Origin of the sequence: Saccharothrix sp. NRRL B-16314, from assembly GCF_000716595.1 — a bacterium.
Classification (GTDB): Bacteria; Actinomycetota; Actinomycetes; order Mycobacteriales; family Pseudonocardiaceae; genus Actinosynnema.
In genome coordinates, this window is the sequence record NZ_JNXC01000003.1 from 435,746 (window position 1) to 455,363 (window position 19,618).

Sequence of the window (19,618 nt, forward strand, 5' to 3'; positions counted from 1 at the left end):
GTCGAAGTTGTTTGGTGGACCCATGGCAGTCAAGAGCGAGTCGGGCTTCGCGGGCCTACCGGCGTTGTTCCGGCGGATGTCAGGCGACGAGAAGCACGAGTGGGCGGCGGAGTCCACGCTGGACGTGCTGTGGGTGCTCTACGACAGGGTGCTGGACGTGTCGCCGGACCGGGTGGACGACCCGGACCGGGACCGGTTCCTGCTGTCCAAGGGGCACGGCCCGATGGCGTACTACGCCGTGCTGGCCGCGAAGGGCTACCTCGAACCGTCCACACTGGACACCTGGACGACGTGGGACTCGCCGCTGGGTCAGCACCCGGACCGGGTCCTGGTCAACGGCGTGGAGATCAGCAGCGGGTCGCTGGGCCACGGTCTGCCGATCGCTGTCGGCACCGCCCTCGGGCTGCGCCTCCAGAGCCGGGCCGCGCGGACGTTCGTGCTGGTGGGGGACGCGGAGCTGGACGAGGGCAGCAACCACGAGGCGATCGCGCTGGCCGGCCGGCTCGGGCTGGACCGGCTCGTCGCGGTGGTGGTGGACAACGAGTCCGGCACGCACGGCTGGCCCGGCGGGGTGGCGAAGCGGTTCGAGGTCGAGGGCTGGCAGACGTCCACAGTGGACGGAAGGGACCACGGCGCGCTGCACCCGGCCCTCACGCAGGACCACGTGGGTCCGCTGGCGGTCGTGGCGAAGATCCGGAAGGGGGAGCGGTGATGTCGATGCGACAGGTGTTCGTGGACACCGTGGAGGACGTGATGCGGCACGACCCGCGGGTGGCGGTGGTGCTCGCGGAGATCTCGCGGGACGCGTTCACACCGCACGATCGGGTGATCAACGTCGGCATCCGCGAGCAGGCCCTGGTGGGCGTCGGCAGCGGCCTCGCGCTGAGCGGGCTGCGACCGGTGGTGCACACCTACGCGCCGTTCCTGGTCGAACGCCCCTTCGAGCAGATCAAGCTGGACTTCGGCCACCAGGACGTCGGCGGCGTGCTCGTCAGCATCGGCGGCTCCTACGACGACCCGGCGTGGGGGCGCACCCACCAGGCCCCCGGCGACGTGGCGCTGTTCGACACCCTGCCCGGCTGGACGGTGCGGGTGCCCGGCCACCCGGCCGAGGTCGGGCCGATCGTCCGGGACGCGCTGGCACGTGACGACCGGATCTACATCCGCCTGTCCCTGCGGGAGAACGCGTCGCCGCACCCGGTGGTCGAGGGGTTCACCGAGGTGCGGCGCGGCCGGCAGGGCGTGGTGGTGGCCGTGGGACCGATGCTGGACACGGTGTTGCAGGCCACCCGGGACGTGGACGTGACCGTCCTCTACGCGACCACCGTCCGGCCGTTCGACGCGGCCGGCCTCCAGGCGGCGGTGGGCCGGGCCGCTCAAGCCGACGTGCTGCTGGTCGAGCCCTACCTGGAGGGCACGTCCGCGCACCTGGCGGCGGAGGCGCTGGCCGACGTGCCGCACCGGCTGCGTTCCCTCGGCGTGCGGCGTGACGCCGAACTCCGCGCCTACGGCACCGCCGAGGACCACGATTCGGCGCACGACCTCGACGTGCTCGGCATCGCCGCGGCCGTGCGTCGGATGTTCGGTCACCCGGCGGCTGCGGCATGATCTCCGCCTGTGAGCGTGCCGAGAACCCTGATCTGGACACCCGCGCCGACGGCGGAGCTGCAGCTGAACCTGCACCGCGCGGAGGCGGGCCCGGCCGCCCTCGTCCCGGTGGCGTCCGGGACCGTGCTCCTGCCGCGCAGGAACATCGGGTTCGCCGACGCCGCGCGGCTCGCCGACCAGGTCCGGGACACGGGCGCGGCGGCGTTAGTGCTGCGCTGGATGCCGGGCGCCGAGGTGTGGACCGACGGTGAGCGGGCGGGCTCCACCGGCTCGGCCCGGCGGCTGGTCGGCCTGCTGCGCTGGTGGCGGCTGGACGCCCGCCCCCGCGCCGTCGACCTGCCCGCGGACGTCGCCGAGGTCCGGGCCCTGGTGGACGAGGGCCGCGCCGACACGTGGGTCACCGCGCTGCCGGACCGGGCCGGTCTGCCCATCAACACGGTCCTGCCGGTGGTCCCGGTGACCCAGGGCGGTTCACCGTTGGCCTAACCTGGTGACGTGCCACGAGTCGTTGTGCTGGACTACGGATTCGGCAACATCCGCTCCGCCGAGCGCGCGCTCCAGCGCGTCGGCGCCGACGTGGAGGTGACCGCCGACCATCGGGCCGCGCTCGACGCGGACGGCCTGGTGGTGCCCGGTGTCGGCGCGTTCGCCGCGTGCATGGCCGGCCTGGACGCCATCAAGGGCGGCAGGCTCATCGGCCAGCGCCTCGCCGGCGGACGTCCGGTGCTCGGCATCTGCGTCGGCATGCAGATCCTGTTCGAGCGCGGCATCGAGCACGGCGTGCGCACCGAGGGCTGCGGCGAGTGGCCCGGCACGGTGGAGCGGCTGGAAGCGCCCGTCGTGCCGCACATGGGCTGGAACACGGTCCGCGCGCCCGAGGGCACCAAGCTGTTCGCGGGCCTCGACGCGGACACCCGCTACTACTTCGTGCACTCCTACGGCGTGCGCAAGTGGGAGCTGGACTCCTCGTCCGGCACGATCAAGGCGCCGCTGGTGACGTGGGCCGAGCACGGCGGCGACGAGTTCGTCGCGGCGGTGGAGAACGGGCCGCTGTGGGCGACCCAGTTCCACCCCGAGAAGTCCGGTGACGCGGGCGCGCAGCTGCTGGAGAACTGGCTGAAGAGCTTCGCCTAGCTTCAACTAGGCTGAACGCGTGACTTTCACGCTGCTCCCGGCTGTTGACGTGGCCGATGGCCTGGCCGTTCGCCTCGTCCAGGGCGAGGCCGGCACCGAGACCAACTACGGCGACCCGTTGGACGCCGCCCGCGCGTGGCAGCGCGACGGCGCCGAGTGGGTCCACCTGGTCGACCTCGACGCCGCGTTCGGCCGCGGCAGCAACCGCGAACTGCTGGCCCGCGTCGTCGGCGAGCTCGACGTCAAGGTCGAGCTGTCCGGCGGCATCCGCGACGACGCCTCGCTGGCCGCCGCGCTGGCCACCGGCTGCGCCAGGGTGAACCTGGGCACGGCCGCGCTGGAGGACCCGGTGTGGTGCGCGAAGGTCGTCGCCGAGCACGGCGAGAAGATCGCGGTCGGGCTGGACGTGCGGATCACCGACCAGGGCCACCGGGTGGCCGCGCGCGGCTGGACCAAGGACGGCGGCGACCTGTGGGAGGTGCTGGAGCGGCTGGACCGCGACGGCTGCGCCCGCTACGTGGTGACCGACGTCGGCAAGGACGGCACTCTCCAGGGCCCGAACGTGGACCTGCTGCGCGAGGTCTGCGCACGCACCGACGCGCCGGTGATCGCCTCCGGCGGGGTGTCCAGTGTGGACGACCTGGTCGCGCTGTCGAAGCTGTCCCGCGACGGCGTGGAAGGGGCGATCGTCGGCAAGGCGCTCTACGCGGGAGCGTTCACGCTCCCGGAGGCACTGGCCGCGGTGCGCGCCTGATCGCGTCGTCGATCTCCTTGACGATGTAGGCCTCCGCGGCCTCCCTGGTCACCCCCGTGTCGTCCAGGGCCTTGGCCGCGGTGCCACCGCCCTCGGCGAGCAGGCCGAGCAGCAGGTGCTCGGGACCGACGAAGGTGTGGCCGTGGCGCAGTGACGCCCGCACGGCCAGTTCCAGCGCCTTCTTGCAGCGCGTGGTGAACGGCTGCGGCTCGGGCCGCTGCCGGACCGTGCCGTCCAGCGCATTGAGCACGGCCAGCCGCGTGGTGCCCTCCGACGCCTCCAGCCTGGCGATCGTCTTCGCGGCCAGGCCACCCGACTCGTCCAGGAGACCGAGCAGCAGGTGCTCGGTGCCGATGTGCTCGCTGAACCGGGCGTGGTGCCGGGCCAGCACGACGACCCGGCGCGCGCGGTCGGTGTAGCGGTCGAAGCTCGGCTTCAGGTCCGGGGACTCCTTGGGCACGAACCGCTTCTGCGCGGCCTGCTTGGTGACGCCGAGGCTCTCGCCGATGTCGGTCCAGCTCGCGCCCGCGCGCCGCGCCTCGTCCACGAAGTGGCCGATGAGGTGGTCGCCCAGCTCGTCGAGCCGGCTGCTCAGCTCCACGGCCGCGGCGAGTCTGCCCAGCACGTCCGGGTGTTCCGACGCGACGGTGACGATGAGGTCCGTGAGCTGGACCGGCGGGGCTACCACCCGTCAACTGTAGGTTGACGAGTGGGACACGGTCAACTTCAGGTTGACGGCGTGATCTCGATGCCGATGCTGCCCTCGCGGCCCCGGCGGAGGCGGCTGCCGAGGAGCGTGAGCCTGCCCATCAGGCCGTACTTCTTCGCGATGAGGGACCGGACCCGGTCGCTCCCGGCCTGGTCGAGCAGTCGGGCGGTCGCCGGGACCTGCTCGCCGGTGGGCTTGCCCTTGATGTCGCACGGGCCGATGCGGACGTCTCCGGAGCGGCGGATCCGCTTGACCTTGCCCGTGTCGACGGCGGACCACGCGCACAGCGTGTCACCTTCGGAGGTCACCCACACGGGTGTCGGCACGGCGGCGCCGTTCTTGCGGTAGGTGGTCAGCAGGAGGTATTTGCCGGTTCCGAGATCCATACCGCGAGACGTTAGCCGGAACGCGGAAGAGCCCCGCTCCCACAAGTGGGAACGGGGCTCAGCCGGTAACGCTCAGGTCAGATGACCGTCACGTTGGTGGCCTGGGGGCCCTTGGCACCCTGGCCGACATCGAAGCTCACGCGCTGGTTCTCTTCCAGGCTGCGGTAGCCGCCGCTCTGGATCTCCGAGTAGTGGACGAACACGTCAGCGCCGCCATCCTCGGGGGAGATGAAGCCGAAGCCCTTCTCCGAGTTGAACCACTTCACGGTGCCCTGCGCCATGCTTTACTCCTCATACAGCTACCAACGGGGCGAACGCACCCGCTGCGGCCGGTCCAAACGCTGACCCTGAGGAATCACACGCTCAAACGCGTTTCGCGAGCGTGGATAAACACGAACACAAAACTTGCGACCTCCACAAGTGAACCACACTTTGGCCGCCGCGTCGCCCCCATCGCACGTGTCCAACGTCCCACACCCGAAAGTGGGACACCCCCGCCCCCGTGAGTCCTACGTCCAGAACGCGTGAGTCCTACGTTCACGACCCGCGAGTCCTACGTTCAGGACCCCCGAGTTCAACGCTCGGAACGGCGGACCACCCGTCCCTCCCGGCGACCCGCCCCACCTGGTCGGGCACCGCGAGTCGGCCGCTCAGGGCGTCCCCGTAGGCTTTTACCCATGTCAGTAGCGGTGCGCGTGATCCCCTGCCTCGACGTCGACCGGGGCCGGGTGGTGAAGGGCGTGAACTTCACCAACCTCGTCGACGCCGGCGACCCGGTCGAGCTGGCGCGGGCCTACGACGCGGAGGGTGCGGACGAGCTGACGTTCCTCGACGTGACGGCGTCGTCCAGCGACCGCGAGACCACGTTCGACGTGGTCAGGCGCACCGCGGAGCAGGTGTTCATCCCGCTCACGGTGGGCGGCGGCGTGCGCAGCGCCGACGACGTGGACAAGCTGCTGCGGTCGGGCGCGGACAAGGTGAGCGTCAACACGGCCGCGATCGCACGCCCCGAGCTGCTCGGCGAGCTGTCCCGCCGGTTCGGCGCCCAGTGCATCGTGCTGTCGGTCGACGCGCGACGCGTGCCGGAGGGCGAGGAGCCCACGCCCTCGGGGTTCGAGGTGACCACCCACGGCGGGCGCAAGGGCACCGGCATCGACGCGGTCGAGTGGGCCGCCCGTGGCCAGGAGCTCGGCGTCGGCGAGATCCTGCTGAACTCGATGGACGCGGACGGCACCAAGGCGGGCTTCGACCTGGAGCTGATCCGGCTGACCCGCAAGGTGGTCGACGTGCCGCTGATCGCGAGCGGCGGCGCGGGCGCGCTGGAGCACTTCCCGCCGGCCGTGGCCGAGGGCGCGGACGCCGTGCTCGCCGCCAGCGTCTTCCACTTCGGCACGCTGCGCATCGGCGACGTCAAGGGCAGCCTGCGCGACGCGGGCGTGGAGGTGCGCTGATGTTCGCCCCGCGCAACGCGCCCCCGGAGGTGGCCCTCGCGATCCTGATCGGCGCGGTGGGCGGCCTGGCGTTCATCCTCATGGGCCTGGTCCAGTGGCAGCTGGACGGCGACACGGGCTGGATCAAGTTCCCGGTGATCGTCGCGGTGCTCGAGCTGCTGGTGGTGTTCGGCCTGGTGGCAGGCCCGCGCGCGGCCCGGCTGACGGCCGCGTTCGTGTTCGGCCTGGTCGCGCTGGTCCACCTGCTCGCGGTCCTCAACCAGGGCGCGCTGTGGATCCGCGTGCTCTCCGGTCTCATCTCGGCGGCCCACGTCTTCGCCGTCGTGCTGCTCAACACCCGGCCCGCCCGGATCCACTTCATCGGAGGCAAGCGTTGACCAGCGCGCTCGACCCGTCCATCGCAGCACGGCTCAAGCGCACCGCCGACGGCCTGGTGTGCGCCGTGGCGCAGCGCCGGGGCACCGGGGAGGTGCTGATGGTCGCGTGGATGGACGACGAGGCCCTGCACCGCACGCTCACCACCCGCCGCGCCACGTACTACTCGCGCAGCCGTCAGCAGCTGTGGGTGAAGGGCGAGACGTCGGGGCACACGCAGCACGTGCACGAGGTGCGGCTGGACTGCGACGGCGACACCGTGCTGCTGCTCGTCGACCAGGTCGGCGCGGCCTGCCACACTGGCGACGCGTCGTGCTTCGACTCGACCGTGCTGCTCAGCCCAGATCCCCGGTGAGGTAGCGCTGGACGTTGGGCGCGATGGCCTTGACCAGCGTGTCCACGTCCGCCGACGCGAGCGGCTCGAACCGGACCACGTAGCGCACCATGCCCATGCCGACGATCTGGCTGGCCACGAGGGTCGCGCGCAGGTCGCGGTCGGGTGCGTCCAGGTGCGCCACGATCCGCCTCAGCAGGGTGTTCACGAAGAAACCGCGCAGCACGTCGGCGACCTGGCCGTGCGACGTCACGCTGCGCACCATGGCGGCGAACGGCCCGCCGCCGATCGGGTCCCAGACGGTGAGGAACGTGCGCACGATCCGTTCGCCGATCGCCTCGTCCGGACCGTCGAGCAGGTGCTCCACCAGCGTGTTCGGGTCGATCGGCAGTTGGAGCACCGCCTTGGCGAACAGGCCTTCCTTGCCGCCGAACCAGTGGTTGACCATCGCCGCGTCCACGCCCGCGCGGGCGGCGATGGACCGGACCGTCGCGCCCTCGTAGCCGCGTTCCACGAACACCTCGCGCGCGGCGGCCAGCAGCGCGGCCTTAGTGTCCTCGCCGCCCGCCCGCCGGCCCCGGCGCTTCGGTTCGGTGTGTTGCGAGCCTGGGTTCACGCCACCATGATGCGTGAGACCCGGAAGTTTTTCAACGTACGTTGAAATAGAGCCCTCGCACGGGTCCGGGCGCACGACCGGCACAATGTCGCCCATGGTGAGCGTCATCGGTGCAGGTGCGGGTCTGGGCGAGGTCAGCCCGACGCGCGAGGAGTTCCGCGAGCTCGCCGCCGAACGGCGGGTCGTCCCCGTGGTGCGGCGGCTGCTGGCGGACGCGGAGACGCCGGTCGGGCTGTACCGCAAGCTCGCGGCGGACCGGTCGGGCACGTTCCTGTTCGAGTCGGCCGAGAACGGCCGCTCCTGGTCGCGCTGGTCGTTCGTCGGCGCGCGCAGCGCGGGTGCCCTGACCGCGACCGGCGGCGAGGCGTTCTGGCAGGGTCCGCACCCGGTCGGTCTGCCCGAGGGCGGCGACCCGCTGGCCGCCCTGCGCGAGACGATCGAGGTGCTGCGCACCGACCCGCTGCCCGGCCTGCCGCCGCTGACCGGCGGCATGGTCGGCTACATCGGCTACGACGCGGTCCGCCGGCTCGAACGGCTGCCGTCGCTCACCGAGGACGACCTGAACGTGCCCGAGCTGGTCATGCTGCTGGCCACCGACCTGGCCGCGCTCGACCACCACGAGGGCACCGTCACGCTCATCGCCAACGCCATCAACTGGGACGATTCACCGGAACGGGTGGATGCGGCGTACGACGACGCCGTGGCCCGCCTCGACCGGATGACGCAGGACCTCCAGAGCCCCGCCCCGCCCTCGGCCGCCGTGTTCTCCCGGCCCAAGCCCGAGTTCGTCCGCCGCCGCACGCAGCAGGAGCACTGCGCGGCGGTGGAGAAGGCCAAGGAGGCCATCCGCGCCGGCGAGGCGTTCCAGGTCGTGCTGTCGCAGCGGTTCGAGATGCGCACCGACGCCGACGCGCTCGACATCTACCGCGTCCTGCGCACGTCCAACCCCAGCCCGTACATGTACCTGCTCCGCCTGGACGACTTCGACATCGTCGGGTGCAGCCCGGAGTCGCTGGTGACCGTGCGCGACGGCAAGGCCACCACTCACCCCATCGCGGGCACTCGCTGGAGGGGCGTTGACGAGGAGGAGGACGCCCTGCTGGAGAAGGACCTCCTGGCCGACCACAAGGAACGCGCCGAGCACCTGATGCTCGTCGACCTGGGCCGCAACGACCTGGGCCGGGTGTGCAAGCCCGGCTCGGTGACGGTGGTCGACTTCTTCAAGGTCGAGCGGTACAGCCACGTCATGCACATCGTGTCCACGGTCAGCGGCGAGCTGGCGGACGGGAGGACGGCGTTCGACGCGGTCGCGGCCTGCTTCCCCGCGGGCACCCTGTCCGGCGCGCCCAAGCCGCGCGCGATGGAGCTGATCGAGGAGCTGGAGCCCACCCGGCGCGGCCTGTACGGCGGCGTCGTCGGCTACCTGGACTTCGCCGGCGACGCCGACACCGCGATCGCCATCCGCACCGCCCTGGTGCGCGACGGCGTGGCGTACGTGCAGGCGGGCGGCGGCATCGTGGCCGACTCCGACCCGGTCGCCGAGGACAACGAGTGCCTGAACAAGGCGGGCGCGGTGCTGTCCGCCATCGCGACCGCGCAGACCATGGCGCCGGCGGTGGACCCGGCCCGTGTCTGACGTGCCGTCGCCCGAGGTGCCGGCGTCCGGCGCCCGGCGCGGCAGGCGTCCACTGTGGATCGTGGTGGCCCTGCTGCTGCTCGGCGCGGCGGCGTTGTGGGGCGCGTCCGGCATCACGTGGGACGCCTCGGCGGACCGGACCGGCGCGCAGGTCGTGCCCGCGCTGACACCGCTGGCGTTGCTGTGCCTGGCCGCCATCGCCGCCGCGGTGGCGCTGAGCGGCTGGGCGCGACGCGTGCTCGGCGTCGTCGTGGTCCTCGCGGGCGCCGCGGCGGCGTTCCAGGGGGTGGACGCCGACGGCCCGCCGGTCGGACGCGGCCTCGTGCTCGTCGGCGCGTTCCTCGTGGTCGCCGCCGGAGCGCTGCTCGTCGTGCGCGGCTCTGCCATGCCACGCCTCGGAGGCGGCTACCGGACACCCGGCGCGGCCAAGGCGAACGCCGATCCCGAGCGCGACCTGTGGAACGCGCTGGAACGCGGCGACGATCCCACGGACCGGGACTGACCACGCGCCGGGCGCCGACCGGACCACCGGTCCCGCACGTTTGCGCACGTCGGCTCGTGAGGACCCCGGCCAGCAGCGCGAACGGGCCCACCCGGTGGCCGGACGCCGTTCCCGGCGGGGTTAGCATCCTCGTGGCGGGAAGGGGAGCATGACGTGCGGGAGCTTGCGACTGAACCGGAAGGTCTGACGGAGTCGAGCGGGGTGCGCGGATGACCGTGCTCGAATCGATCGTGGAAGGCGTCCGCGAAGACCTCGCCACACGTGAGGCGGCACTGCCCTTCGACGTGCTCAGGGAGAAGGCGGCCAAGGTGCCGCCGCCCCAGGACGTGATGTCGATCCTGCGCTCACCGGGCGTCGGCGTGATCGCGGAGGTCAAGCGGCGCAGCCCGTCCAAGGGGCAGCTGGCCGACATCCCGGAGCCCGCGGACCTCGCCGTGCAGTACGAGCTGGGCGGCGCGCGGGCCATCAGCGTGCTGACCGAGGAGCGCCGGTTCGGCGGTTCCCTCGCGGACTTCGACGCGGTGCGTGCGGCGGTGGGTGTTCCCCTGCTGCGCAAGGACTTCATCGTCAGCCCCTACCAGGTGCACGAGGCACGCCTGCACGGCGCGGACCTGGTGCTGCTGATCGTGGCGGCGCTGGAGCAGAACGCCCTGGTCGCCCTGCTGGACCGGGTCGAGTCGCTGGGCATGACCGCCCTGGTCGAGGTGCACACGGCCGAGGAGGCCGACCGCGCGCTGGAGGCGGGGGCGAGCGTCATCGGCGTGAACGCCCGCAACCTGCACACCCTGGAAGTCGACAAGGACGTGTTCGGCCGCATCGCGCCGGGGCTGCCCTTCGACACCATCAAGATCGCGGAGTCCGGCGTGACCGGTCCGGGCGACCTGATGGCGTACGCGGGCGCGGGCGCCGACGCGGTGCTGGTGGGCGAGAGCCTGGTGACGAGCGGCGACCCCAAGGTCGCGGTGAACAAGCTGGTGACCGCGGGATCCCACCCCGCGTGCCCCCGGCCGAGCAGGTAGAGGGAGAGCGCATGTCGCGCGGCCAGTTGGCTCCGACACCCCACGACCCGGACGAGGGCGGCCACTTCGGGCGGTGGGGCGGCCGGTTCATGCCGGAGGCGCTCATCGGCGCTGTCGACGAACTCGCCGCGTTCTACGAGAAGGCGCGGGTCGACCCGGAGTTCCTGGACGAGTTCGCCCGGCTGCTGCGCGACTTCGCGGGCCGCCCGTCGCTGCTGACCGAGGCGCCCAAGTTCGGCGCGCACGCGGGCGGCGCACGGGTGTTCCTCAAGCGCGAGGACCTCAACCACACCGGCTCGCACAAGATCAACAACGTGCTGGGCCAGGCGCTGCTCACCAAGCGGATGGGCAAGAAGCGGGTCATCGCCGAGACCGGCGCCGGCCAGCACGGCGTCGCCACCGCCACCGCGTGCGCGCTGATGGGCCTCGACTGCGTCGTCTACATGGGCGAGGTCGACACCGAGCGGCAGTCGCTGAACGTCGCCCGCATGCGGCTCCTCGGCGCGCAGGTCATCCCCGTGAAGACCGGCTCGCGCACGCTCAAGGACGCCATCAACGAGGCGCTGCGCGACTGGGTCGCCAACGTCGACGACACCCACTACCTCCTCGGCACCGCGGCCGGACCGCACCCGTTCCCGGTGCTCGTGCGCGACTTCCACCGGATCATCGGCGTCGAAGCGCGCCAACAGATCCTGGAGAAGGCCGGTCGACTGCCCGACGTGGTCGCCGCGTGCGTCGGCGGCGGCTCCAACGCCATCGGCATCTTCCACGGGTTCATCGACGACCCGTCGGTCCGGCTCGTCGGCCTGGAACCCGGCGGCGACGGCATCGACACCGCCCGCCACGGCGCGACGCTGACCGCCGGCACGCCCGGGTCGCTGCACGGCGCGATGTCCTACGTGCTGCAGGACGAGGACGGGCAGATCGCCGAGGCGCACTCCATCTCGGCCGGCCTGGACTACCCCGGCGTCGGACCCGAGCACGCGCACCTGAAGGACATCGGTCGCGCCGAGTACCGGCCGGTGACCGACGCCCAGGCGATGGACGCGTTCGCGCTGCTGTCGCGGGAAGAGGGCATCATCCCCGCCGTCGAGTCGGCGCACGCCCTGGCCGGCGCGCTCGTGCTCGGACGTGAACTGGGGCCGGAAGGGCTGATCCTGGTCAACCTGTCCGGTCGCGGCGACAAGGACATGGACACCGCGATCAAGTGGTTCGGGCTGGGGGTGGAGTCGTGAGCGGGTTGGCTTCGGTCTTCTCGACTTGTCGGGCCGAGTCGCGGGCGGCCCTGATCGGGTACCTCCCGGCGGGCTACCCGTCGGTCGAGGGCTCGAAGGACGTGCTGAAGACGATGGTGTCGGCCGGGTGCGACCTGGTCGAGGTCGGCCTGCCGTTCTCCGACCCGGTCATGGACGGCGTCACCATCCAGCGCGCCGCCGAGCAGGCGCTGCGCGGCGGGTTCCGGGTGCGGGACCTGTTCGGCGTGGTCGAGTCGGTGGCGGCGGCCGGTGGGCGCGCGGTCGTGATGACGTACTGGAACCCGGTGCTCGCGTACGGGGTGGACCGGTTCGCGCGCGACCTGGCGGCGGCCGGCGGGCTGGGCGTGATCACGCCCGACCTGGTGCCCGACGAGGGCGCCGAGTGGATCGGGGCCACCGACGCGCACGACCTGGACCGGATCTTCCTGGTCGCGCCGTCGTCCAGCGGCGAGCGCATCGACTTGGCGGCGAAGTCCTCGCGCGGGTTCCTCTACGCCACGTCGGTGATGGGGGTGACCGGGGCGCGCGATGTCGTGTCGTCGGCCGCTCCGGCGCTGGTCAAGCGGGTGCGCGAGCACACGGACATGCCGATCGGCGTCGGGCTGGGCGTGCGGAACGGGGCGCAGGCGGCGGAGCTGGCGGCGTTCGCGGACGGCGTCATCGTCGGCTCGGCGTTCGTGTCCGCGGTGCAGGACGACACCGTGGCGGCGTTGACGGAGGACTTGGCCACCGGGGTGCGCCAAGTGGCGACGCCCGCCTAGCACGCACGTTCGAGTGAACTACGCCGTTCGGCGGCCTTGAGGCCCTGGAACTGTCGGTGCCCGTCGGCATGCTTGGGTTCGTGATCAAGCCCATTCATGACCCCGGTGCGACACTGGCGTGCGTCGGGCTGCCTCCGGAGGTGAAGACGCATGGCGCTGCCGGCGGACTACGAACACGAGGCCGGCCACCCCGCTCCGTGGTTCCAGCACCACGAGGGACCGTGGACCCTCGAAGAAGTCCTCGCGCTGCCCGACGACCCGTCGCAGCGGGTCGAACTGGTCGACGGGGCACTGCTGGTGAGCCCGCTCGGCACGGGGCGCCACCAACTGCTCGTCGGCGACTTCTACGCAGCGCTGCGGCAGGCGTGCCCGCCGGGTTACGAGGCGATGCCGGGCATCAACGTCGGTCTGTCAGGCGGCCGGCTGCTGATCCCGGATTTCACCGTCAACGCGGCCGGGTTCCGCGGCCTGCTGCTGCCGGTGCAGGACCTGCTGTTGGCGGGCGAAGTGCTCTCGCCGAGCACTCGTCTCCAGGACCTCGTCCTCAAGAAGAAGCTGTACGCCGAGGCAGGCGTGCCGTTCTACCTGGTCGTCGACCCGAAGGGTGGCGAGCCGGTGGCGACGCTGTTCGAGATCGACGGCATCGAGTACGTGGAGACCGCGCGCAGCGCGGGCGGCGTGCTGAAGCTCGAACGACCCTTCCCGGTAACAATCGAGCTGTCCCTCTAGGACGAACGGGCGCACCCACTACGGTGGTGGCCGTGGTGACGACTTACCTCGCGACGATCCCCAGCCCCGACCAGGGCGTGTGGCAACTGGGACCGATCCCGATCCGCGCCTACGCGCTGTGCATCATCCTCGGCATCATCCTGGCCATCTGGTGGGGTGAGCGCCGCTGGGTGGCCCGCGGTGGGCTGAAGGGCGACGTCACCGACATCGCCGTCTTCGCCGTCCCGTTCGGCCTGGTCGGCGGCCGGCTGTACCACGTGGCGACGGACTACCACAAGTACTTCGGCGAGGGCCGCAACCCGCTCGACGCGCTGGCCATCTGGAACGGCGGCCTGGGCATCTGGGGCGCCATCGCGCTGGGTGGCGTCGGCGCGTGGATCGCCTGCCGGCGCAGGGGCATCCCCCTGCCCGCGATGGCGGACGCCCTGGCGCCCGGCATCGTCACCGCGCAGGCCATCGGCCGCCTCGGCAACTACTTCAACCAGGAGCTGTACGGCGGTCCCACCACGCTGCCGTGGGGCCTGGAGATCTACGAGCGGGTCAACCCGGCCACCGGCTACAAGGACGAGCTGGCCGGCGTCGCGCTGGACCACACCCCGACCGAGATCGTGCACCCGACGTTCCTCTACGAACTGCTGTGGAACCTCGGCGTCGCGCTGCTGATCGTCTGGGCCGACCGGAAGTTCCGCCTGGGCCACGGCCGGGTGTTCGCGCTGTACGTCGCGGGCTACACGGCCGGCCGGTTCTGGATCGAGATCATGCGCGTCGACCCGGCCACCCAGGTGTTCGGGATGCGCATCAACGTGCTCGTGTCCGTCCTCGTGTTCATCGGCGCGGTCGTCTACTTCGTCCTGGCCGCGAAGCGAGGCGAACGCGAAGTCATCGTGCGCCGCGACCCCGATGACGAAACGGACGCCTCCGCTTCGGACGACGCCTCCGACCGGGAAGCCACGTCCGAGCAGACGGTGTCCGAGCAGACCGCTTCCGAGGAGACGGTGTCCGATGCGCCGGTGTCCGAAGGAGCCAGGGCACCCGAGGAAGCGACCGTCCCCGACACGAAGTCGACGCCCGACAAGCCCGCGGACACCGGCGACAAGCCGGGCCAGTAGGCGCGGATGCGCATCCTCGTCGTCGAAGACGACGACCGGGTCGCCCGTGGTCTGCTCACCGCGCTCCGGCACGCCGGCTACGAAGTCCACCGGGCGGGCACGGCCGCCGCGGCGCTGACCGCGCCACCGGCGGACGTCGTGCTGCTCGACCTCGGCCTGCCCGACGGCGACGGCCTCGACGTGCTGCGCGAACTCCGCCACCGCACCGGCACCGCCATCATCACCGTCACCGCGCGCGGCGAGGAACGCGAACGCGTCCTCGGGCTGCGACTCGGCGCGGACGACTACGTGGTGAAACCGTTCGGCACGGCTGAACTCCTCGCCCGGATAGAGGCGGTGCTCAGGCGCACCCGCGCCGCACGTGCCGCCGAACGGGAGCACCGGGTGACGCTCGGCCCGCTCACCCTGGACCCGGGCAGCAGGCAGGCCACCATCAACGGCGAACCGGTGACCCTGACCCGCAAGGAGTTCGACCTCCTCGCCCTCCTCGTGGGCCGGGCGGGCACCGTCGTCAGCCGCGACCTGATCGTCGACCAGGTGTGGCAGGCGCACTGGGAGGCGCCGTCGCGCACGCTCGACACCCACATCGCCGCCCTGCGCGGCAAGCTGGGCGACGCCCTGCGCATCGAGACGATCCGAGGTGTGGGCTACCGGGTGGCAGCCCACACCTGACTACGGATTCCGTTCCACCGGCAGCAGCCGGTCACCACGTGTGGGCGACGTCCACCACGACCCGTCCGGGCAGCGTGAAGACCCGGAACGGCAGCCGTGCCCGCACACCGAGCCCGACCGTGGACTGCCCCTCGAACGACCCGGCCCACGCGACCTGCCGGAACGTCGAGAACCCGGTGACGTTCACCAGCTCCGACGGGTTGGAGAAGCGGTAGGTCGGGTTGCCGTAATCGTCGTAAGCGGGCGAGTTCACGATGACCCGCAGCTTCGCGCCACCGCGCAGCGGCACCGGGAAGCCCGACCCGTCCTGCACGACCTCGGACACGTACTGCACGTTGTAGCCGTCGTTGGTGCCGATGAAGTCGAGCACCAGGCGGTCGTAGCACTCGTGTCTACCGGCTCTGATGTTCGTCAGGTGCCCGGTGTCCGTCGGGGACGCCACCTTGGGCAGCGAACCCCAGTAGACCGTCGGGCACCCGGACGTCGAGGCCGAGGCCGACAGCGGCGCGACCAGTACGATCGCGGCGACCGCGGCCAGGAACAGTGCGACCTTGCGTAGCATGCTCATTCCCCCGTTCTCACTCTCTCGTTGGCCGGAATGGCCGACTGTGATATGACGCACGTCACCCTGGGGAGGTTGTCTCCGCGTGCTGCGCCGCTTGCTCGTCCTCATCGTGCCGCTGCTCATCGCCCTCGTAGCGGCCCTCGGCGTGCCGCTCGCGTTCGCCGTCGTGCAGCGCGAGAGCCAGGAGACCTACCTCGACCGGCTGGGTGACGCGGGCCGGTTCGCGTCGCTGGCGGAGAACGCCCTGGCGTCGGGCCGGCTGACCGCGCTGCGCGAGGAATTGATCCGGTACGACCAGCTCTACGGCATCTCCACGGGTCTGGTCCGCACGGACGGGACGGTCGTGGAGGCCTCCCGCCAACCGTTCCCGCTGACCGACCCGCACGTGGAGGTCGGTCTCAAGGCGGCGTTCGGCGGGTACCGGGGTGAGACGGACCAGTCGGTGTGGCCGTGGGAGCGGGTGAACCTCGTCGTGGTCGAGCCGGTCGGACGGGACAGCGAGGTGGTGGCGGCGGTGGTGACCATCTCCCCGACCGACGGCCTGAGATCGGCGATCCTGCGCCAGTGGGGTCTGCTGGCGCTCATCGGCCTGGTGCCCATGCTGGGCGTGGTCGCGGTCGCGTGGCCGATGTCCCGCTGGGTCCTCCGGCCGGTCCGCAGGCTGGACGAGGCCACGGCGGCCGTGGCGGGCGGCCAGCTGGACGCCCGCGCGGACGAGCTGGGCGGCCCGCCCGAACTGCGCCGACTGGCCGCCAGCTTCAACGCGATGGTCGACGTGGTGGGCAGGGCGCTGCGCCGGCAACGCGCGTTCGTCTCGGACGCCTCCCACCAGCTCCGCAACCCCCTGGCCAGCCTCCGCCTGGCGGTGGACAACCTCGCCCCGCACGTCACCGACGACGCCGGTCGCGAGGCGCAGCGCATCGCGGTGGACGAGGCCGAGGAGATGGGCCGCGTCCTGGACACCCTCCTGGCCGCCACCCGCCTGGACAGCGCCTCCGCCGCCGAGCCGGTCGACGTGGACAGCCTCCTCGCCACCCACGTCCCGGGCTGGCGGGCGCTGGCGGGCGACATGAGCCTGGAGCTCGCCGTCCCACCCGGCCTGCGGGCACTGGAACCGCCCGGCGGCCTGGGCAGCGTGCTGGACGAACTGGTCGGCAACGCGATCCGCCTGTCCGGCGGCACCCGCGTCCGGGTGTGGGGGAGGGCCGCCGACGGGCGGGTCGAGCTGCACGTGACCGACGACGGGGCGGGGTTGACGGACCAGGAGCGCGTCGACGCCGTGCGGCGGTTCTGGCGTGCGCCGCGCCATCAGAACGTCGCCGGCACGGGTCTGGGGTTGGCGATCTGCGCCGAGCTGATCGGGTCGGCCGGGGGCGAGCTGGAACTGCTACCCGCCGAGCCGCACGGGCTGGACGCGGTGGTTCGCCTCAGCGCGTGAGCGCGGGTGACCGCTCCCGTGCGCTGGAACCCGCCGCATCGGTGGTCAGCGCTTGGTGGCTCGGAACCAGCGCTCGGCGCCCTTGTGCAGCGGCACGCGGCCGGTGGCGATGCCGGTTCGGACGTTGATCCGGCTCGCCTCCGGGTGCCCGGCCGCGATGCGCTCCGACTGGGTGAACACCGTCCGCGTCACCACCTCCACCACGTCCTCGGCCAGCGCCGTGCGCGCGAGCAGCAAGTTCGGCACGGCGAACGTGCGGCACGGGCCGAGGGTCCCGTACGTCGTGGCGGGGATGGTCGCGGGCACGTAGGGGCCGGAGTAGACGGCGGCCAGGCGGACCGCCTCGTCGGGCAGGTCCAGCAGCCGCAGCGGGAACTCGTCGAGGATGTCCGTGACCGCGGGTGTCGGGATGCCGGTGAGCGCGAGGATCGCGTCCAGCGAACCGGCCACCAGCTGCCGTGACGCCTCGGCGTGCGCCATCCGCCGGGCATCGACCTCGATACCCAGCAGCGACAGCAGGCGGGTGGCGGTGAACTCCGTCCCCGACTCGGTCGGTCCGAACGACACCGGCCGGCCCGCCAGGTCGGACAGCCGGCGCACCGGCGAGTCCGCGGGCACGACCACCTGCATGAAGCTGTCGTACAGCCGCCCCACCGCGCTGATGCCGGCCGGATCGTCCGCGCTCAGGAGCGCGTCACCCACCAGGGGGTCCAAAGAGGACAACCCGAGGTGGACTTCACCTGCCCGCAACAGCCGCACGTTCTCCACGGACGCCCCGGTCGAGCGGGACACCACCCGGGTCTCCGGCAGCTCGTCCGCCAGCGCCGACGCCAGCGCGCCACCGATCTCGCGGAACACGGCACCGTCCGGACCGGTCGCCAGGACCAGTTCCTCCAGGACCGGACCACCGCCCGACGTGCAACCGGCCGCGGCGCACGGCACGCCCGCCGCGAGGGCGGCCAGCAGCACGGAACGCCGGGAGGGCACGACGGCAGACTAACCCCGCCGGCCGCTGGGCAGAGCCCTGCCGGCCGCGTGAACGGAGCGTTACGTCAGAGGGACCTGAAGTTTCCGGCGAGCTCCTTGTCGCCATCCCGCCCTGTGCCCAGGATCACCAACCAACCCCCGATCCGGCAGGCATTGGTCCCCTTGGAGGACGACGTGGTCAGCGCGCCGACACGTGAGCGCAAACCGATCTACAAGCACCTCTACTTCTGGGTCCTGGTCTCGATCGTACTCGGCGTGATCGTCGGCTACGCGTTCCCGGCGCAGGCCTCCGGCATGAAGTGGTTGGCGGACTTCTTCATCGCGCTCGTCAAGGTCGTCATCGCACCGACCATCTTCTGCACGATCGTGGTCGGCATCGCCGGCCTGGGGAACCTCGCCAAGGCGGGCGGCCTGGCGCTGCGGACGATCCTCTACTTCACCGCGATGACGACGGCGGCCCTGGCCATCGGGCTCATCGTGGTCAACCTGGTCGCTCCCGGTCACCACGGCGCGTCGGTGCCGCTGAACGACGCCGCGGCGGAGAAGACGCTCGCCGACGCCGCGACCGCCGAGACGGGCGTGACCGGCTTCATCCTCAGCCTGGTGCCCAAGTCGTTCATCGGCGCGTTCACCGACGGCCAGCTCATCCAGGTCCTGGTGGTCGCGGTCCTGGTGGCGGTCGCCGTCGCGGGCATGGGCAAGCGCGGCGAGAAGGTGGTGGCGGCGCTCGACACCGTCGCCAAGGTCATGTTCGGCGTCATCAAGATCGTCATGTACGCGGCGCCGATCGGGGCGTTCGGCGGCATCGCCTACACGATCGGCAAGTTCGGCGGCTCGATCCTGGGCAAGCTGGCCTGGCTGATGGGCTCGTTCTACGCGACGTGCCTGCTGTTCATCCTGGTGGTGCTGGGCGGGGTGTCCCTGTACGCCGGGTTCTCGATCTTCAAGTTCCTCCGGTACATCAAGGACGAACTGCTGATCGTGCTCGGCACGTCGTCGTCCGAGACGGTGCTGCCGCGGATGCTGGTGAAGCTGGAGGCGGCGGGCGCGGACAAGTCGGTGGTCGGCCTCACCATCCCGACCGGCTACTCGTTCAACCTGGACGGCACCTGCATCTACCTGACCATGGGCGCGATCTTCATCGCCCAGGCGACGGGCACCGAGGTCGGCCTCGGCACCCAGATCGGCCTGCTGCTGTTCATGCTGCTGGCCAGCAAGGGCGCGGCGGGCGTGACGGGCGCGGGCCTGGTCACGCTGGCGGCCTCGCTGAGCGCGTTCGAGGCGAACAGCGCCATCCCGGCGGTCGGCATCGCGCTGATCGTGGGCATCGACCGGTTCATGTCCGAGGCGCGGGCGATCACGAACGTCATCGGCAACGGCGTGGGCACGCTCGTGGTGGCCCGCTGGCAGGGCCAGTTGGACCGCGACCGGCTGCGCGAGGTGATGGACAACCCGTCGCAGGTCGACGTGGACGCCCTGATGGAGCGTCAGCACAGCGACGACGAGGAGGCCGGCGACCGCGAAGCGGTGGGCGCCGGCGCGACCCGATAAGAGCCACCCGGCCGTGAGCCCCCGGA

At 71.7% G+C, this 19,618-nt stretch carries 24 protein-coding genes; 18 read left to right on the forward strand and 6 right to left on the reverse strand.

All coding sequences use genetic code 11. The features are described from left to right. The first annotated feature begins 22 nt into the window (after positions 1–22). The 5 genes from OQ02_RS09135 to priA are packed head-to-tail and all read left to right on the forward strand — an operon-like array spanning position 23 to position 3,496. Positions 23–712: a transketolase gene (locus tag OQ02_RS09135; protein ID WP_033437801.1), complete on the forward strand. Its 690-nt coding sequence runs from the start codon at positions 23–25 to the stop codon at positions 710–712. Continuing rightward, positions 712–1,608, forward strand: a complete 897-nt coding sequence (locus OQ02_RS09140) for a transketolase family protein (RefSeq protein ID WP_033437802.1) — start codon at positions 712–714, stop codon at positions 1,606–1,608. The genes OQ02_RS09135 and OQ02_RS09140 overlap by 1 nt, the downstream gene beginning before the upstream one ends. 9 nt (positions 1,609–1,617) lie before the next feature. Beyond that, positions 1,618–2,094: a hypothetical protein gene (locus OQ02_RS09145; protein ID WP_033437803.1), complete on the forward strand. Its 477-nt coding sequence runs from the start codon at positions 1,618–1,620 to the stop codon at positions 2,092–2,094. 9 nt (positions 2,095–2,103) lie between these two features. Next, positions 2,104–2,742 carry an imidazole glycerol phosphate synthase subunit HisH gene (gene hisH, locus OQ02_RS09150; protein WP_033437804.1) on the forward strand — a complete coding sequence of 213 codons (639 nt, stop codon included), beginning with the start codon at positions 2,104–2,106 and terminating at the stop codon, positions 2,740–2,742. 19 nt (positions 2,743–2,761) lie between these two features. Then, entirely contained in the window at positions 2,762–3,496 is a 735-nt protein-coding gene (gene priA, locus OQ02_RS09155; RefSeq protein ID WP_033437805.1) for a bifunctional 1-(5-phosphoribosyl)-5-((5-phosphoribosylamino)methylideneamino)imidazole-4-carboxamide isomerase/phosphoribosylanthranilate isomerase PriA, read from the forward strand. Here the strand turns inward: priA and OQ02_RS09160 are convergent. The 3 genes from OQ02_RS09160 to OQ02_RS09170 form a co-directional block, all read right to left on the reverse strand. After that, on the reverse strand, positions 3,459–4,184 hold the full coding sequence (locus tag OQ02_RS09160; protein WP_033437806.1) for a Clp protease N-terminal domain-containing protein: 726 nt from the start codon (positions 4,182–4,184) through the stop codon (positions 3,459–3,461). The genes priA and OQ02_RS09160 overlap by 38 nt on opposite strands. A gap of 38 nt (positions 4,185–4,222) precedes the next feature. Continuing rightward, on the reverse strand, positions 4,223–4,591 hold the full coding sequence (locus tag OQ02_RS09165; protein ID WP_033437807.1) for a PPOX class F420-dependent oxidoreductase: 369 nt from the start codon (positions 4,589–4,591) through the stop codon (positions 4,223–4,225). A 77-nt stretch (positions 4,592–4,668) separates the two neighbouring features. Continuing rightward, complete coding sequence (locus tag OQ02_RS09170) at positions 4,669–4,872, reverse strand: cold-shock protein (RefSeq protein ID WP_033437808.1); 204 nt, start codon at positions 4,870–4,872, stop codon at positions 4,669–4,671. Positions 4,873–5,268: 396 nt separating this feature from the next. On the opposite strand from OQ02_RS09170, the gene hisF reads away from it, so the two are divergent. The 3 genes from hisF to hisI are packed head-to-tail and all read left to right on the forward strand — an operon-like array spanning position 5,269 to position 6,772. Next, positions 5,269–6,042, forward strand: a complete 774-nt coding sequence (hisF, locus tag OQ02_RS09175; protein ID WP_033437809.1) for an imidazole glycerol phosphate synthase subunit HisF — start codon at positions 5,269–5,271, stop codon at positions 6,040–6,042. Continuing rightward, entirely contained in the window at positions 6,042–6,419 is a 378-nt protein-coding gene (locus OQ02_RS09180) for a hypothetical protein (protein WP_033437810.1), read from the forward strand. Before hisF ends, OQ02_RS09180 begins: the two co-directional genes overlap by 1 nt. Next, positions 6,416–6,772 carry a phosphoribosyl-AMP cyclohydrolase gene (hisI, locus tag OQ02_RS09185; RefSeq protein ID WP_033437811.1) on the forward strand — a complete coding sequence of 119 codons (357 nt, stop codon included), beginning with the start codon at positions 6,416–6,418 and terminating at the stop codon, positions 6,770–6,772. The genes OQ02_RS09180 and hisI overlap by 4 nt, the downstream gene beginning before the upstream one ends. Here the strand turns inward: hisI and OQ02_RS09190 are convergent. Then, positions 6,753–7,367 (reverse strand): TetR/AcrR family transcriptional regulator, encoded by a 615-nt coding sequence (locus tag OQ02_RS09190; protein WP_033437812.1) that lies wholly within the window; start codon positions 7,365–7,367, stop codon positions 6,753–6,755. The two genes, hisI and OQ02_RS09190, sit on opposite strands and share 20 nt — an antisense overlap. 94 nt (positions 7,368–7,461) lie before the next feature. On the opposite strand from OQ02_RS09190, the gene OQ02_RS09195 reads away from it, so the two are divergent. From OQ02_RS09195 to OQ02_RS09230, 8 genes are all read left to right on the forward strand, one after another. Then, on the forward strand, positions 7,462–9,003 hold the full coding sequence (locus tag OQ02_RS09195; RefSeq protein WP_033437813.1) for an anthranilate synthase component I: 1,542 nt from the start codon (positions 7,462–7,464) through the stop codon (positions 9,001–9,003). After that, complete coding sequence (locus OQ02_RS09200) at positions 8,996–9,505, forward strand: Trp biosynthesis-associated membrane protein (RefSeq protein WP_051772062.1); 510 nt, start codon at positions 8,996–8,998, stop codon at positions 9,503–9,505. The genes OQ02_RS09195 and OQ02_RS09200 overlap by 8 nt, the downstream gene beginning before the upstream one ends. 209 nt (positions 9,506–9,714) lie before the next feature. After that, positions 9,715–10,524 carry an indole-3-glycerol phosphate synthase TrpC gene (gene trpC / locus OQ02_RS09205; RefSeq protein ID WP_033437814.1) on the forward strand — a complete coding sequence of 270 codons (810 nt, stop codon included), beginning with the start codon at positions 9,715–9,717 and terminating at the stop codon, positions 10,522–10,524. Between the two features lie 11 nt (positions 10,525–10,535). Beyond that, a complete protein-coding gene (gene trpB, locus OQ02_RS09210) occupies positions 10,536–11,759 on the forward strand; it encodes a tryptophan synthase subunit beta (RefSeq protein ID WP_033437815.1) in 1,224 nt (407 codons plus the stop codon). Beyond that, positions 11,756–12,541, forward strand: a complete 786-nt coding sequence (trpA, locus tag OQ02_RS09215) for a tryptophan synthase subunit alpha (RefSeq protein WP_033437816.1) — start codon at positions 11,756–11,758, stop codon at positions 12,539–12,541. Before trpB ends, trpA begins: the two co-directional genes overlap by 4 nt. A gap of 150 nt (positions 12,542–12,691) precedes the next feature. After that, the gene (locus tag OQ02_RS09220) at positions 12,692–13,270 is read left to right on the forward strand and encodes a Uma2 family endonuclease (protein WP_051772063.1); all 579 of its coding nucleotides are present in this window, start codon (positions 12,692–12,694) and stop codon (positions 13,268–13,270) included. Positions 13,271–13,305: 35 nt separating this feature from the next. Further along, entirely contained in the window at positions 13,306–14,379 is a 1,074-nt protein-coding gene (lgt, locus tag OQ02_RS09225) for a prolipoprotein diacylglyceryl transferase (RefSeq protein WP_081915498.1), read from the forward strand. Between the two features lie 6 nt (positions 14,380–14,385). Then, on the forward strand, positions 14,386–15,051 hold the full coding sequence (locus tag OQ02_RS09230) for a response regulator transcription factor (protein ID WP_033437817.1): 666 nt from the start codon (positions 14,386–14,388) through the stop codon (positions 15,049–15,051). A gap of 31 nt (positions 15,052–15,082) precedes the next feature. Here OQ02_RS09230 and OQ02_RS09235 read toward each other — a convergent pair whose 3' ends face one another. After that, a complete protein-coding gene (locus tag OQ02_RS09235) occupies positions 15,083–15,619 on the reverse strand; it encodes an AMIN-like domain-containing (lipo)protein (protein ID WP_231499921.1) in 537 nt (178 codons plus the stop codon). A 79-nt stretch (positions 15,620–15,698) separates the two neighbouring features. On the opposite strand from OQ02_RS09235, the gene OQ02_RS09240 reads away from it, so the two are divergent. Continuing rightward, positions 15,699–17,054 (forward strand): sensor histidine kinase, encoded by a 1,356-nt coding sequence (locus OQ02_RS09240; RefSeq protein WP_033437818.1) that lies wholly within the window; start codon positions 15,699–15,701, stop codon positions 17,052–17,054. 45 nt (positions 17,055–17,099) lie between these two features. On the opposite strand, the gene OQ02_RS09245 is transcribed toward OQ02_RS09240, so the two are convergent. Next, on the reverse strand, positions 17,100–18,041 hold the full coding sequence (locus OQ02_RS09245) for a TAXI family TRAP transporter solute-binding subunit (protein WP_081915480.1): 942 nt from the start codon (positions 18,039–18,041) through the stop codon (positions 17,100–17,102). Positions 18,042–18,155: 114 nt separating this feature from the next. Between OQ02_RS09245 and dctA the strand changes: the two genes are divergently transcribed. Next, on the forward strand, positions 18,156–19,592 hold the full coding sequence (gene dctA, locus OQ02_RS09250; protein WP_231499922.1) for a C4-dicarboxylate transporter DctA: 1,437 nt from the start codon (positions 18,156–18,158) through the stop codon (positions 19,590–19,592). Positions 19,593–19,618: the final 26 nt, after the last annotated feature.